Below are 14007 nucleotides of genomic sequence, written 5' to 3'. Positions count from 1 at the left end.
GTTGTGGCTGGTCGCGCAGTTCCCCGCGCCCCTACGGGGCACGCCGTAGCGTATGTCCATGAGCAGCACACGTGAGCGACTTGTGGTCATCGGAGGCGACGCGGCGGGCATGTCCGCCGCGTCGCAGGCACGCAGGCTCAGGGGCCCGGACGAACTGGAGATCGTCGCGTTCGAGCGCGGCCACTTCACGTCGTACTCCGCCTGTGGCATCCCCTACTGGGTGGGGGGCGACGTCGAGCAGCGCGACGACCTCGTCGCCCGCACGCCGGAGCAGCACCGCGAGCGCGACATCGATCTGCGGATGCGTACGGAGGTCAGGCGGATCGACGTGGCGAACAGCCGCGTCCTGGCCCGCGACCTCGAAGGGGGCGAGGAGTCCTGGACGACGTACGACAAGCTCGTGATCGCCACCGGCGCGCGGCCCGTCCGCCCCTCGCTGCCCGGCATCGACGCGCCCGGCGTGCACGGCGTGCAGACGCTCGACGACGGACAGGCCCTGCTCGACACGCTGGCCAGGACCGAGGGGCGCAGGGCGGTGGTCATCGGCGCGGGCTACATCGGCGTCGAGATGGCCGAGGCGATGGTCAACCGGGGCTACGAGGTGACGGTCGTCAACCGGGGCAAGGAGCCCATGGCGACCCTGGACCCGGACATGGGCCGCCTGGTGCACGAGGCGATGACCGGCATGGGCATCACGATGGTGAACGACGCCGAGGTCACCAAGATCCGCACCGGCGACGCCGGGCGGGTGCGGGCGGTGGCCACGGAGGACGCCGAGTACCCGGCCGACGTCGTGGTGCTCGGCATCGGCGTACGGCCCGAGACGGCGCTCGCCCGCGAGGCGGGGCTGCCGCTCGGCGAGCACGGCGGGCTCCTCACCGATCTGGCGATGCGGGTGCGCGGGCACGAGAACATCTGGGCGGGCGGCGACTGCGTGGAGGTCCTCGACCTGGTGTCGGGCGCCCACCGGCACATCGCGCTCGGCACCCACGCCAACAAGCACGGCCAGGTCATCGGCTCGAACGCGGGCGGCGGGTACGCCACGTTCCCCGGCGTCGTCGGCACGGCCGTCAGCAAGGTCTGCGACCTGGAAATCGCCCGCACCGGTCTGCGCGAGAAGGAGGCGCGGGCGGCCGGGCTCCAGTTCGTGGCGGTGACCATCGAGTCGACCAGCAGGGCCGGTTACTACCCGGGCGCGGCGCTGATGACGGTGAAGATGCTGGCCGAGCGGCGCACCGGGCGGCTGCTCGGGGTGCAGATCGTGGGCCGCGAGGGCGCGGGCAAGCGCGTGGACGTGGCGGCCGTCGCGCTGACGGCGGGGATGACGGTGGAGCAGATGACGGCGCTCGACCTGGGCTACGCGCCGCCGTTCTCGCCGGTGTGGGACCCGGTCCTGGTGGCGGCGCGCAAGGCGGTGGCGGCGGTACGGGCGGGCTGACGGCTCCGACCGGGTACGAAAAGGACCCCCGCCGCCGATGGCAGGGGCCTTTTTCGGACAAAGTTTCAGACGGCGGTACGTGTGTGCACGTAGTCGACGAGCCTGGTCAGCGCCTCCGGGTCGGTGGTGGGCAGGACGCCGTGACCGAGGTTGAAGATGTGCCCCTCCAGGCCGTTCGCGGCGGCGAGCACCTCGTCCGTCTTGGCCTCGACGGCGTCGCGCGTCGAGAAGAGGACGGCCGGGTCCAGGTTGCCCTGGAGCGCCTTGCCGGGGCCGACGCGGCGCGCGGCCTCGTCCATCGGCACCCGCCAGTCGACGCCGACGACGTCCGCGCCCGCCTCGCCCATGGCACCGAGCAGCTCGCCCGTACCGACGCCGAAGTGGATGCGGGGCACGCCGTACCCGGCGACGGCGTCGAAGACCTTCACCGACGCGGGCATCACCGCGCGCCGGTAGTCGGCGGGCGACAGCGCGCCCACCCACGAGTCGAAGAGCTGCACGGCGCTCGCGCCCGCCTCGATCTGCACCTTCAGGAAGGCGCCGGTGATCTCCGCGAGCCGGTCGAGCAGGTCGGCCCAGAGCTGCGGGTCGCCGTACATCAGGGCCTTGGTGTGCTCGTGGTTGCGGCTCGGACCGCCCTCCACGAGGTAGCTCGCGAGGGTGAAAGGCGCCCCGGCGAAGCCGATGAGCGGCGTCGACCCGAGCTCGGCGGTCAGCATGCCGATGGCCTCGGTCACGTAGTGGATGTCCTCGGGCGTGAGGTCGCGCAGCTGTGCGAGGTCGGCGCGCGTGCGGATGGGGTGGGCGACGACGGGCCCGACGCCGGGCTTGATGTCGAGGTCGATCCCGATCGCCTTCAGCGGTACGACGATGTCGCTGAAGTAGATCGCGGCGTCGACGTTGTGCCGCCGCACCGGCTGCAGGGTGATCTCGGTGACGAGGTCGGGCCGCATGCAGGACTCCAGCATGGCGGTGCCCTCACGGACCTTGCGGTACTCGGGAAGTGAGCGCCCCGCCTGCCGCATGAACCAGACCGGCGTGTGCGGCACGGCCTCGCGCCTGCACGCCTTCATGAAGGGGGAGTCGTACGTCGCTGTGTTCGGCCGGCCCGCGGGGCTCTGGCTCTCGTTGGCACTCACGCGGAAAGTCTCGCACGTTGACCGGGAACCCCCTCACGGGTGTCTCTCCCTGCGCGAAGGCGCCGTTCCCCTTAACCTTCCCCGCATGGCTGCGGCTCAGGGACAACGGTCGGACGGCGCTGGCGAGATGGAGAGTTCGGAGGGGAAGGTGGCGGATTCGGCTCCGTTGCCCTTCCGCGCGGCGGTCGAGGCGCTGCGGGGGGCACGGCTGCGGCCGGAGATCGAGATCGATGCGACGCGGGCGCCGCAGCGGCTCGCGCCGCACGCGTACGCGTTGGAAGCGGCGGTCGTGGACGGCGACGAGGACCTCGCGGACGGGCGTCTGGTGCTGCTGCACGATCCCGCGGGACACGACGCCTGGCAGGGCACCTTCCGTCTGGTGACGCTCGTGCGGGCGGAGCTGGAGCCGGAGATGGCGGCGGATCCCCTTCTTCCCGAGGTCTGCTGGTCCTGGCTGACCGGCGCGCTGCACGCGCGCGGACTCTCGGCGGGCGAGGCGAGCGGCACGGTGACCCGCGCGGGATCCCACTACTTCGGGGGGCTCGCCGAGCGCCAGCCCGCCTCCCAGATCGAGATCCGCGCCTCGTGGACCCCTCGGGAGGGGTCGGGTGGGGTGCCCGACACGGCGGCGCACCTCGCCGCGTGGTGCGACCTGCTCTGTCAGATCGCGGGCCTGCCGCCCGCGGGGCCCGGTGACGGGTCCGTGGTCTCGCTCCCCCAGCGCCGGGGTCCGTCAACTCCTTGACCCGACGTCGACCGTCCGTCCCCGGGCGGATTTCCACCACTCTTCCGAGTGCCCCGCGGCCACGTGCCGCGGGGTTTTCGCATGTCACCCGTAGGGCGGCGTGTTCGGTTCGTTCTTCGGATGATCGAGTACGTGTCTGAATTGCCCGGATTGAGACTCACCAAATCGTGATCATTCCCTAAAGGCGGGCGGGATTGGTGCCGAAGAGGTTTGTGACCTTGAAAAGCACGGTTCGTCCCGGCTTCCTCCCCGAGCCGGTTCCGCCCCGCCATCCCAGGAGGCCTGGTGTCCGTTCTCCTCGAGCAGCCCGCAAGCCTGGTCGCCTACCGCCCGAACAAGCCGACCGCCATGGTCGTCGTGGCCGACCCCCGCGTGCGCTCCACCGTCACCCGCCACCTGTGGGCGCTCGGTGTACGCGATGTCATCGAGGCCTCGTCCATCGCTGAAGCTCGTCCCCGCATCGGCAACCCCCGTGACATCTGCGTCGCAGACGTCCACCTCCCCGACGGCTCCGGCCTGACGCTCCTCTCCGAAACCCGTGCCGCGGGCTGGCCCAACGGCCTCGCCCTCTCCGCCGCCGACGACATCGGTGCCGTGCGCAACGCCCTCGCGGGCGGCGTCAAGGGCTATGTCGTCACCGGTACGCGTACGAACGTCGGACTCCCCACCCGCCCCGGCGCCGCACCGATCGGCTCGGCCGCCGCCCGAATGCACCGCCGCCCGCCGGGCGCCCCCAGCCACCCCGGTGGCTACCGCGAGCTGTCCGGCCGTGAGGTCGAGGTGCTCCGCCTGGTCGCCGAAGGCCAGTCCAACAAGGCCATCGGCGTCTCCATGGGGCTTTCCGCCCTCACCGTGAAGAGCCACCTCGCCCGGATCGCGCGCAAGCTCGGCACGGGTGACAGGGCCGGGATGGTAGCGGTCGCACTGCGCACCGGAATCATCCACTGACTCATTTACCACCCTCTCGCGCCCGTCGACGGAACGTTCCGTCGACGGGCGCAGTGCATGCACAAGTACCCTTGACAGGTGACCGACGCCCAAGAGACCGCAGCAGACAGCTCACTGCGAACCACCGGAGGCGCCCCTCCGGCCGACGACGGCCTCGCTCCTGAAGGGCTGCCGATCCCCCTGCTCGAGCCGCGCGACGGCATTCCGCCGGTGATCGCCGACGAGGAATCCCTCGCCGCGGTGGTCGCCGCGTTCGCCGCGGGCACCGGGCCCGTCGCCGTCGACGCCGAGCGCGCGTCCGGATACCGGTACGGCCAGCGCGCCTATCTCGTCCAGCTGCGCCGCGAGGGCGCGGGCAGCGCGCTCGTCGACCCCGTCGCCTGCCCCGACCTCTCCGGTCTCGGCGAGGCCATCGGGGACACCGAGTGGGTGCTGCACGCGGCGACCCAGGACCTGCCGTGCCTGCGCGAAATAGGCATGATTCCGTCGCGGATCTTCGACACGGAGCTCGCGGGCCGACTCGCCGGATTCCCGCGCGTGGGACTCGGCGCGATGGTCGAGAGCGTCCTCGGCTACGTACTGGAGAAGGGGCACTCCGCCGTCGACTGGTCGACGCGGCCGCTGCCCGAGCCCTGGCTGCGGTACGCGGCGCTCGACGTCGAGCTGCTCGTGGACCTGCGCGACGCCCTGGAGAAGGAGCTCGACCGGCAGGGGAAGCTGGAGTGGGCCCGCGAGGAGTTCGACGCCATCGCCGCCGCGCCGCCCGCGCCGCCCCGCAAGGACCCCTGGCGTCGTACGTCCGGCATGCACAAGGTGCGGCGGCGCCGTCAGATGGCGGTCGTGCGGGAGCTGTGGACCGCGCGCGACAAGGTCGCCCAGCGGCGTGACGTGTCCCCCGGCAAGGTACTCAGCGACGGCGCGATCGTCGAGGCGGCGCTCGCCCTGCCGCCCAACGTGCACGCGCTCGCCGCGCTCACCGGTTTCGGGCACCGCATGGGGCGGCGCCAGCTCGAGCAGTGGCAGGGCGCGGTCGACCGCGCCAAGGCGTTGCCGGACGCGGAGCTTCCGCAGCCCGGGCAGACGGTGAGCGGGCCGCCGCCGCCCCGGTCCTGGGCGGACCGGGACCCGGCGGCCGCGGCGCGGCTCGCCGCGGCGCGGGCGGCGGTCTCGGCGCTCGCCGAGGAGCTGAACATGCCGCAGGAGAATCTGATCACTCCGGACACGGTCCGGCGCATCTGCTGGGAGCCTCCGGCTCAGGTGGACGCGGATTCCGTGGCCTCCGCGCTGGCCGCGCACGGCGCCCGCCAGTGGCAGATCTCGCTGGTCACCCCGGCCCTGGTCGCGGCCCTCGCCACCTGACCCGGGAACGGTCCCCTGTCCCGCCGCTCCGCGGCGGATACGTCCCACCCACCCACCCGTCACTCCGCACCCAGCGGTTGATGGGGTGGGTGGGTGGTCCGCGTTGTGCACCGGTTGCCCCGCTGTGCCCACGGTGCCGAGTTCCGGTACGGGGGCATTCGGAAGTGTGACCTTCGCCTCGCCAGAGCGTCGCCGAGTGGGCCTTGGCCGCGTAGTTACCGGCAAGTAGGGTGGACTCGGAAGCGCGCCTCGCAGGCGCACCGCACCCTGGAGGAGAGCCATCGTGCCTCGTACCGTCAGGGACGTCGTCTTCGTGGACGGCGTCCGCACCCCGTTCGGCAAGGCGGGCCCGAAGGGCATCTACCACGAGACCCGTGCCGATGACCTCATCGTGAAGGCCATCCGGGAGCTGCTGCGCCGCAACCCGGACCTCGACCCCGCCAAGATCGACGAGGTCGCCATCGCCGCGACCACGCAGATCGGCGACCAGGGCCTGACGCTCGGCCGCACCGCCGGGATCCTGGCCGGGCTGCCCCAGTCCGTGCCCGGGTACTCCATCGACCGCATGTGCGCCGGCGCGCTGACCGCCGTGACCTCGGTCGCGGGCAGCGTGGCCTTCGGTGCGTACGATGTCGCCGTCGCCGGTGGCGTCGAGCACATGGGCCGCCACCCCATGGGTGAGGGTGTCGACCCCAACCCGCGGTTCGTGAGCGAGAAGCTCGTGGACGAGTCCGCGCTGTTCATGGGCATGACGGCGGAGAACCTGCACGACCGCTACCCGACCATCACCAAGCAGCGCGCCGACGAATACGCCGTGCGCTCGCAGGAGAAGGCCGCCAAGGCGTACGCCGACGGCAAGATCCAGGCCGACCTGGTGCCGATCTCGGTGCGCCGCACCAACGCCGAGGCCGGTGAGACCGGTTGGGGCCTCGCCACCGCCGACGAGCCGATGCGTCCGGGCACCACCCTGGAGAACCTGGCCGGGCTGAAGACGCCGTTCCGTACGCACGGCCGGGTCACCGCCGGTAACGCGGCCGGGCTCAACGACGGCGCCACCGCCTCCCTCATCGCCTCCGAGGAGTTCGCGCGGGAGAACGGCCTGCCCGTCAAGATGCGCCTCGTGTCGTACGCCTTCGCGGGCGTCGAGCCCGAGGTCATGGGCTACGGACCGATCCCGGCGACGGAGAAGGCGCTCGCCAAGGCGGGGCTGAGCATCTCCGACATCGGCCTCTTCGAGGTCAACGAGGCGTTCGCCGTGCAGGTGCTCGCCTTCCTCGAGCACTACGGCATCGCCGACGACGACGCGCGCGTCAACCAGTACGGCGGCGCCATCGCGTACGGCCACCCGCTCGCCTCCTCCGGCGTACGCCTGATGACGCAGCTGGCGCGGCAGTTCGAGGAGCAGCCCGAGGTCCGCTACGGCCTGACCACGATGTGCGTCGGCTTCGGCATGGGCGCGACGGTCATCTGGGAGAACCCGAACCACAAGGACGCCGGAGGCGACAAGTGAGCACGACCACCGCTGAGCTTCTGAAGGGTGCGGCCGAGCTGTTCCCCGACGAGGTCGTGACGCAGGCGCACGTGCGCCACCTCGACCTGCCGGGGGCCGCCGGGCGCTTCGCGCTCATCACCCTCGACAACGGCTTCGACCACACCAAGCCGACCACCTTCGGCCCTGCCTCGCTCGCGAACCTCAACGCCGCGATCGACCAGGTCGAGAAGGAGGCCGCCGAGGGCGGCATCGTCGGCGTCGGCATCACCGGCAAGCCGTTCATCTTCGCCGTCGGCGCCGACCTCAAGGGCGTGGAGCTCCTCAAGCACCACGAGGACGCGCTGGCCATCGGCAAGGGCGGTCACGAGGTCTTCAAGCGGCTCTCGGGCCTGGCCGTGCCGACCTTCGCGTACTACAACGGTGCCGCGATGGGCGGTGGCGTCGAAGTCGGTCTGCACTGCACCTACCGCACCGTCTCCAAGGCGCTGCCCGCCTTCTCGCTGCCCGAGGTCTTCCTCGGCCTGGTCCCCGGCTGGGGCGGCTGCGCGCTCCTGCCGAACCTGATCGGCGCCGACAAGGCCGTCTCGGTCATCATCGAGAACTCGCTGAACCAGAACCGTCAGCTCAAGGGCAAGCAGGTCTTCGAGCTCGGCATCGCCGACGCGCTCTTCGAGGGCGCGGACTTCCTGGAGCAGTCGCTGATCTGGACGGCCTCCGTCCTGACCGGCTCGCTCACGGTGGAGCGCCCCGAGATCGACCGCGCCGAGGGCTGGGACGCCGCCGTCGCGCGCGGCCGTGCCATCGCCGACTCCAAGGTGCACGGCGCCGCTCCGGCCGCCTACCGCGCCCTGGAGATCATCGCCGCGGCCAAGGACGGGAACCTCCAGCAGGGCTTCGACGCCGAGGACACCGCGCTCGCCGACCTGATCATGGGTGGCGAACTGCGGTCCGGCATCTACTCGTTCAACCTGGTGCAGAAGCGCGCCAAGCGCCCCGCCGGTGCCCCGGACAAGAACCTGGCGCGCCCGGTCACCAAGGTCGGCGTCGTCGGCGCCGGTCTGATGGCCTCCCAGCTCGCGCTGCTCTTCCTGCGCCGCCTCGAGGTGCCGGTCGTCCTGACCGACATCGACCAGGCGCGCGTCGACAAGGGCGTCGGCTACGTCCACGAGGAGATCGACAAGCTCCTCCTGAAGGGCCGCGTCAACCAGGACAAGGCCAACCGCCTCAAGGGCCTGGTCTCCGGTGTCCTGGACAAGGCCGAGGGCTTCTCCGACGCCGACTTCATCATCGAGGCCGTCTTCGAGGAGATCGGCGTCAAGCAGCAGGTGTTCGCCGAGGTCGAGGCCGTCGCCCCGGCGCACGCGATCCTCGCCACCAACACCTCCTCGCTCTCGGTCTCCGAGATGGCGTCGAAGCTGAAGCACCCCGAGCGGGTCGTCGGCTTCCACTTCTTCAACCCGGTCGCGATCCTGCCGCTCCTGGAGATCGTGCGCGGCGAGCAGACCGACGACGCCTCGCTGGCCACGGCGTTCGGTGTCGCCAAGAAGCTGAAGAAGACCGCGGTGCTCGTGAAGGACGCCCCGGCGTTCGTCGTGAACCGCATCCTCACCCGCTTCATGGGCGAGATCCAGAACGTCATCGACGAGGGCACCCCCGTCGAGGTCGCCGAGAAGGGCGTCGAGCCGCTCGGTCTGCCGATGTCGCCGCTGGTCCTTCTGGAGCTCGTCGGCCCCGCCATCGGTCTGCACGTCTCGGAGACCCTGAACCGCGCCTTCCCGGAGCGCTTCACGGTCTCCCCGAACCTCGCCGCCGTCGTCAAGGCGGGCAAGCGCGGCTTCTACGTGTACGACTCCGGCAAGCCGGAGCTCGACCCCGAGGTCGCCGCGCTCCTGAAGCAGGGCGACACCGTCCTGACCGAGGAGCAGGTGCGGGACCGCGTCCTGGACGCCGTCGCCCAGGAGATCGGGCTCATGCTCGACGAGGGCGTCGTCGCCGAGGCGCAGGACATCGACCTCTGCCTGATCACCGGCGCGGGCTGGCCCTTCCACCTGGGCGGCATCACGCCGTACCTGGACCGTGAGGGCATCAGCGAGCGGGTCAACGGCAAGCGGTTCCTGGCGCAGGGCGTGGCGAGCGTCCCGGCGTAACCTTTCGCCGCCCAGCCGTTCGGGTGGCAACGCAGCGGGGCCGTACGGGATCACCTCCCGTACGGCCCCGCTGTCGTGCGCGTCAGGCCCGGACCCACGCGCCGAGCGCGAGCCCCGACTCCTCCTTCTGGCGCGCCAGGCGCAGCGTGCCGTCCAGGCCGATCGCGGCGATGACGATCCTGCCGTGCGCGTCGAGCGCCAACGCCGGGGAGCCCAGGCACGGTTCGCCGGTCTCCGCCCACCACAGCCCCGCGTCCTCGTCCTCCGTGGGGAACGCCGCGATGGCGGGGCGGCCCGAGCGGGACCGGTGGGCGAGGACCGTGCAGTCGTGGCCGTCGACGGTGGCGCGCAGGGCCGCCGTGGGGCCCGGGTCCGGTTCGCCGCCGAGCGGGACGACGGGGCCGCCCGCCGCGGGGCGGTGGGCGAGGACGCCCTTGCCGAGGGCGTCGACCGCGTAGTAGGTGAGCCGGTCCTCGCCGGTCTCCAGGGCCGTGCCCGATCCTGGCGCGGTCGTCAGCGGGATGTCGTCGGCGCGCTGCGGCTGGCTGCCGCGCTTCTCCTGGGCCCAGTGCTCCGTGGCACCTGCGGTGGGCGCGAAGACCTCGATGCGGCCCGTCGACGTGACGACCGCGGCGATGCCGTCGAGGGCCTCGCTGGACTTGAGGTCCTTCCACCCCTCCCACTTGCCGCTCTTGTCCTCGCGGCGCAGCCGGACGCTGCGCACCCCGTCGCGGACGAAGACGTGGACGGTGCCCGCCGTGTCCACCGCGACGGCGGGGTCGCCGAGGTGCGGGGCGCGCTCGACCATCTTGGTGTGCGGGTTGCCCGCGGAGCGCCAGTCCATGAGCGGGCGTCCCGACTGGTACTGCACGGTGTGCATGACGTCGACGAGCTTCTTGCCGTCGCCGTCGCGCCGCTCGCGCCTGCCGATGAAGTGGACGTATCCGTCGGCGCCCTGCGCGAGCGTGAGGTACGTCAGGTCGGGCACCTCGAAGAAGTCGGGCCCCGCCCAGTCGGGGCCGCCGGGGCGCTCCTGCGTCCAGCGCACGAGTCCCCCCTCGGCGCGGGCGTACGCGGACAGCCTGCCGTCCTTGCCCAGGAGCAGCCAGCGGGCGGTATCGGGAGCACCAGTACTGACGGACCTCGATGGCATGACTTGGCGCCACCCTTTCCACATTCACGTTCACGTGCGCACGGCGTTTTGCCGATTAGTTTACGTTTGCCGCATGCGAACTCTCCTCGTCGTCGACGCGGCGAACGTCGTCGGCTCCGTCCCCGACGGCTGGTGGCGCGATCGCCGCGGGGCCGCCGAGCGGCTGCGCGACTCGCTCGTGGGGTACGCGGCCGACGGCATCCCCGGGCACCCCGGGCCGCTGGACGTCGTGCTCGTCGTCGAAGGGGCGGCGCGCGGCGTCGATTCCGTGCCCGGCGTCAGCGTGCGGTCCGCGCCCGGCAGCGGCGACGACCTCATCGTGGAGGTGGCCGCCGCGGCCGAGGACCGGGCGTGCGTGGTGGTCACGGCCGATCGTGAGCTGCGGCGCAGGGTGGGTGAGTCGGGGGCCGTGTGCGTGGGCCCCCGGACCGTACGCCCCTAGATCCCCTGGACCTCAGATCCGCTTCGCGCTGCGCAGCGTGGAGGCGTAGTAGCCGTTGCCGTCCAGGCGCGACGTGCCGCCCTTGTCGCCGATGGTGGGGCCGTTGACCTCTTCGCGGCTCGAGATGAAGATCTTGTGGCCGTCGGCGTCGTGGCCGAGGAAGATGCCGACGTGGTCCAGGCGCTGCTTGGTGCGGGCGTCGAGCTTGAAGAAGACCAGGTCGCCCGGCTGCACCACGTCGATCGACTTGGGCCGGTCCGCCGCGGAGATGCCCTTGAGCGGGATGACGTCCGTGCCGACCTTGCCGCGCGCCATGCCGTTGGCGGTGCGGGGCAGGCCGTCGCCGACCTTGTCGGTGGCCATGAGGGGGAAGCGGGCACGGTAGCCGAAGACCGTGCGGATGAAGCCCGAGCAGTCCATGGAGCGGGCGCGCATCTTCTCCGGCTGCATGGTGGTGCCGTTGCGGAAGGTGTACGGGATGCCGAGGTAGTCGAAGAAGTCGGACTCCTCGAGGCGCAGGTCGTTGCCCGAGCTGCCGTTCGGGTTCAGCGGGCCGAAGTTGGCGTCGCCCGCGTACGCGGTGCCCTCGTCGTCCTTCTTGACCGGCGCCCCCTCGACGTACTGGAACGCCATCGCGAAGATGTCGTCCTCCTCGCTGCCGGAGAACTCCTTGTACCAGTCCTTGAACCACTTCTCCTTGTCCGCGCCCTCGCGCCAGACCTCCGGCATCAGCCGCACCCAGTCGTTGGTGACGACACGGGACTTGGTGTTGGCCGGTTCGGTGAAGGTGCGGCTCGGTCCGGTCAGCGTCGCGGTGCGGGCGCCGTCGGTGAAGGAGGCGAGGACCTTGCCGCCCTCGGTGCGCAGGACGGACCGGTCGGGGTTCTTCAGGCGCTCCCACTTCTGCTTGCCGCTGTCCTGCTGCCCGGTGCCGCTGTGCAGCCCCGGGGTGTCGGTGACGGCCTGCACCTTCGGCGCCTTGGCCTCTTCGTCCTTGCGCAGTTCCACGGTCAGGTAGGCGCTGCCCGCGAGCAGGGCGAGCACGGTCGCCGCGTGCAGGACGGGACGCTTCTTCTTGGGCGGCATGAATGACTCCTGGGAATCAGGCGGACGGCATGAAGCCGAGGAGGATCCCGGCGGTGAGGACGACGTACGCCATGAGCGTCACCGAGCCCGTGGCGAGCAGGGTGGGGCCCTTGGGCTGGCGCACCAGCTGGTAGGCGATCAGGCCCGGCACGATGAAGCCGAGCGTCTGGTTGCTGTACATCAGCGGGAATTCGAGCGAGAGCACGATCATGACGGTCGCCTGGAGCGTCACGCCGAGCAGCACGACCGCGGCGAAGAGGCGCTTGCCGTAGAGGATCACGAAGCGCTGCATGAGCAGGGTGCCGGCGTACGTCAGGACGGTCACGCCGACCACCATGGCCGCGCGCTGGAGGTCCTCGACGAGGGTCAGCGCGAGCCAGCCCGGGGTGATCATGCCGCCGGGCGAGAGGTTGGTCGTCAGATAGCAGACCAGCGAGAAGAGCAGCCCGAGCGCGATGCCGACCGCGGCGATCTCGGGGGTGAGGACGGAGGGAATCAACGGGGCTCTCCTGGGCTGTGCCACTGCTGGTAGTCGTCTGCGGCGGGCGGTACGGGCGGCACCCGCGGCTCGAACAGGCCGCGGGTCCTGGGCGGTTGGGGCTGCGGTTCCTGGGGGACGTACGGCTCCTGGACCGGCTGGAGGGCGTACGGCTCCTGTGGCTGCTGGGGCACGTACGCCTCTGGGGGCGCGTACGCCTCTGTGGACGCGTACGACTCGTGCCGCTGCTCCGGCACGTACACCTGCGCGAGCGGCTCCGTGTACCGCGTCTCGTACGCCTCGGGATAGTGCTGGTAGGGGTCGATGCGCGGCACGTACAGCTGCATCGTCTCCACCGGGTCACCGGTGGCCCGCACGGCCTGCGCGGGCTCCTCGCTCTCGTCGGCGGGCAGTTCGGCGAGGTGCTCCAGGAGCAGCTCGCCCTGGCCGTGGATGTTGCCGATCGCGACGAGCGAGGAGTCGGGACCGAGCTGTCCGAGCAGCTCCCGCATGAACTCCTCGGGGTCGCGCCGGTCGCCGCCGAGGTCGACGGCGCGGGAGCGCCACTGGGCGGGGATCGCGTCGATGGCGGACTTGGCCGGGTGGCCGATGACGAAGACCTTCTCCGGCTGGAGGTCGGGGATGATCTCGCCCATCTGGCCGTTGCGCTCGACGCGGTCGGGGCGGCAGTTGATGACGACGTTCAGCGGGCGGTGGACGGCGCCGAGGTCGAGCAGCTGGTTGATGTTCATCAGCGTCGACTCGGGGTCGTTGGCCGCGAAGACGTTGGCGAAGCGGAGCTTCTTGCCGTCCTCGGTGACGTAGCGCTCGACGGAGAGGACACCGGGGTCCGGTGGGGCGTCGTACATGCCCTGGAGCGCGGTCTCCCGCTCCACGCCGACGAGTTCGGCGACGGTCAGCGCGATGGCCACGTTCTCCTTGAAGGTGAACCAGCTGAAGCCGCGCAGCTCCTCGTCGGTGACCGACTCCGGGTCCGCGTAGATCAGCTTGCAGTCGCGGGCGTCGGCCTCCTCCTTGAGGATCTCGTAGCGGTCCTTCTCCGCGGTGACGCAGATGCCGCCCTCCGGCATGGAGCGCGAGAGCGAGCGCGCCACGTCGTCCAGGGTCGGGCCCATCTCGGCGAGGTGGTCCTCGCGGACGTTGCAGAGCACGCCGATGGTGGAGCGGATCAGCTTGGACTGGTTGATCTCCTGGAGTGCGGGCATGACCGCCATGCACTCGATGACCAGTGCGTCCGGGTCGTACGCCGCGGCGCGCCGCACGATGCCGATCTGCTCGACGACGTTGGCGATGCCGAACTTGCGGTAGACCGGCTCCTCGGTGGCGTCGGGGTGGATGAACCGGGCCGCGGTGCCGGTGGTCTTGGCGACCGTGGTGAGCCCGCCGCCGCGCAGCGCGCCCGCGCACAGGCGGGTGATGGAGGACTTTCCGCGGATGCCGTTGACCAGGACCCGGGTGGGGATGTGCTCCAGGTTGACGAAGTGCCGCCGCTGTTCGATCACTCCGGCGACCAGCAGGATGCCGCAGCACACCACGAGCACGGTGTAGAGGAAGAGCAC

The 14007-nt window shown here is 71.2% G+C and carries 12 protein-coding genes; 7 read left to right on the top strand and 5 right to left on the bottom strand.

Features of this window, described 5'->3' with window-relative positions:
• Positions 1-58 precede the first annotated feature (58 nt).
• Complete coding sequence (locus tag KY5_RS31510) at positions 59-1438, top strand: FAD-dependent oxidoreductase (protein WP_418952829.1); 1380 nt, start codon at positions 59-61, stop codon at positions 1436-1438.
• A gap of 65 nt (positions 1439-1503) precedes the next feature.
• Here KY5_RS31510 and hemE read toward each other — a convergent pair whose 3' ends face one another.
• Complete coding sequence (gene hemE / locus KY5_RS31505; RefSeq protein ID WP_098245391.1) at positions 1504-2577, bottom strand: uroporphyrinogen decarboxylase; 1074 nt, start codon at positions 2575-2577, stop codon at positions 1504-1506.
• An 85-nt stretch (positions 2578-2662) separates the two neighbouring features.
• Between hemE and KY5_RS31500 the strand changes: the two genes are divergently transcribed.
• From KY5_RS31500 to KY5_RS31480, 5 genes are all read left to right on the top strand, one after another.
• The gene (locus KY5_RS31500; RefSeq protein ID WP_098245390.1) at positions 2663-3322 is read left to right on the top strand and encodes a DUF3000 domain-containing protein; all 660 of its coding nucleotides are present in this window, start codon (positions 2663-2665) and stop codon (positions 3320-3322) included.
• A 285-nt stretch (positions 3323-3607) separates the two neighbouring features.
• Positions 3608-4270, top strand: coding sequence for a response regulator transcription factor (locus KY5_RS31495; RefSeq protein ID WP_030687574.1), 663 nt, complete (start codon positions 3608-3610; stop codon positions 4268-4270).
• Positions 4271-4348: 78 nt separating this feature from the next.
• Complete coding sequence (locus KY5_RS31490) at positions 4349-5629, top strand: ribonuclease D (protein ID WP_098245389.1); 1281 nt, start codon at positions 4349-4351, stop codon at positions 5627-5629.
• Positions 5630-5912: 283 nt separating this feature from the next.
• Positions 5913-7139, top strand: a complete 1227-nt coding sequence (locus tag KY5_RS31485) for a thiolase family protein (RefSeq protein WP_098245388.1) — start codon at positions 5913-5915, stop codon at positions 7137-7139.
• On the top strand, positions 7136-9268 hold the full coding sequence (locus KY5_RS31480) for a 3-hydroxyacyl-CoA dehydrogenase NAD-binding domain-containing protein (RefSeq protein WP_098245387.1): 2133 nt from the start codon (positions 7136-7138) through the stop codon (positions 9266-9268). Before KY5_RS31485 ends, KY5_RS31480 begins: the two co-directional genes overlap by 4 nt.
• An 82-nt stretch (positions 9269-9350) precedes the next feature.
• Here the strand turns inward: KY5_RS31480 and KY5_RS31475 are convergent, their stop codons facing one another.
• A complete protein-coding gene (locus KY5_RS31475) occupies positions 9351-10421 on the bottom strand; it encodes a hypothetical protein (RefSeq protein WP_098245386.1) in 1071 nt (356 codons plus the stop codon).
• 73 nt (positions 10422-10494) lie between these two features.
• On the opposite strand from KY5_RS31475, the gene KY5_RS31470 reads away from it, so the two are divergent.
• Positions 10495-10863, top strand: coding sequence for an NTP pyrophosphohydrolase (locus KY5_RS31470; protein ID WP_098245385.1), 369 nt, complete (start codon positions 10495-10497; stop codon positions 10861-10863).
• A 12-nt stretch (positions 10864-10875) separates the two neighbouring features.
• Here the strand turns inward: KY5_RS31470 and KY5_RS31465 are convergent, their stop codons facing one another.
• The 3 genes from KY5_RS31465 to pgsB are packed head-to-tail and all read right to left on the bottom strand — an operon-like array spanning position 10876 to position 14007.
• A complete protein-coding gene (locus KY5_RS31465; protein WP_098245384.1) occupies positions 10876-11949 on the bottom strand; it encodes a C40 family peptidase in 1074 nt (357 codons plus the stop codon).
• Positions 11950-11965: 16 nt separating this feature from the next.
• Entirely contained in the window at positions 11966-12448 is a 483-nt protein-coding gene (locus tag KY5_RS31460; protein ID WP_098245383.1) for a poly-gamma-glutamate biosynthesis protein PgsC/CapC, read from the bottom strand.
• The gene (gene pgsB, locus KY5_RS31455) at positions 12445-14007 is read right to left on the bottom strand and encodes a poly-gamma-glutamate synthase PgsB (protein ID WP_098245382.1); all 1563 of its coding nucleotides are present in this window, start codon (positions 14005-14007) and stop codon (positions 12445-12447) included. The genes KY5_RS31460 and pgsB overlap by 4 nt, the downstream gene beginning before the upstream one ends.

Origin of the sequence: Streptomyces formicae, assembly GCF_002556545.1 — a bacterium.
GTDB lineage: Bacteria > Actinomycetota > Actinomycetes > Streptomycetales > Streptomycetaceae > Streptomyces > Streptomyces formicae_A.
The sequence above is the reverse complement of the archived record's forward strand: the minus strand, read 5'-3'. Positions and strand labels throughout refer to the sequence as shown.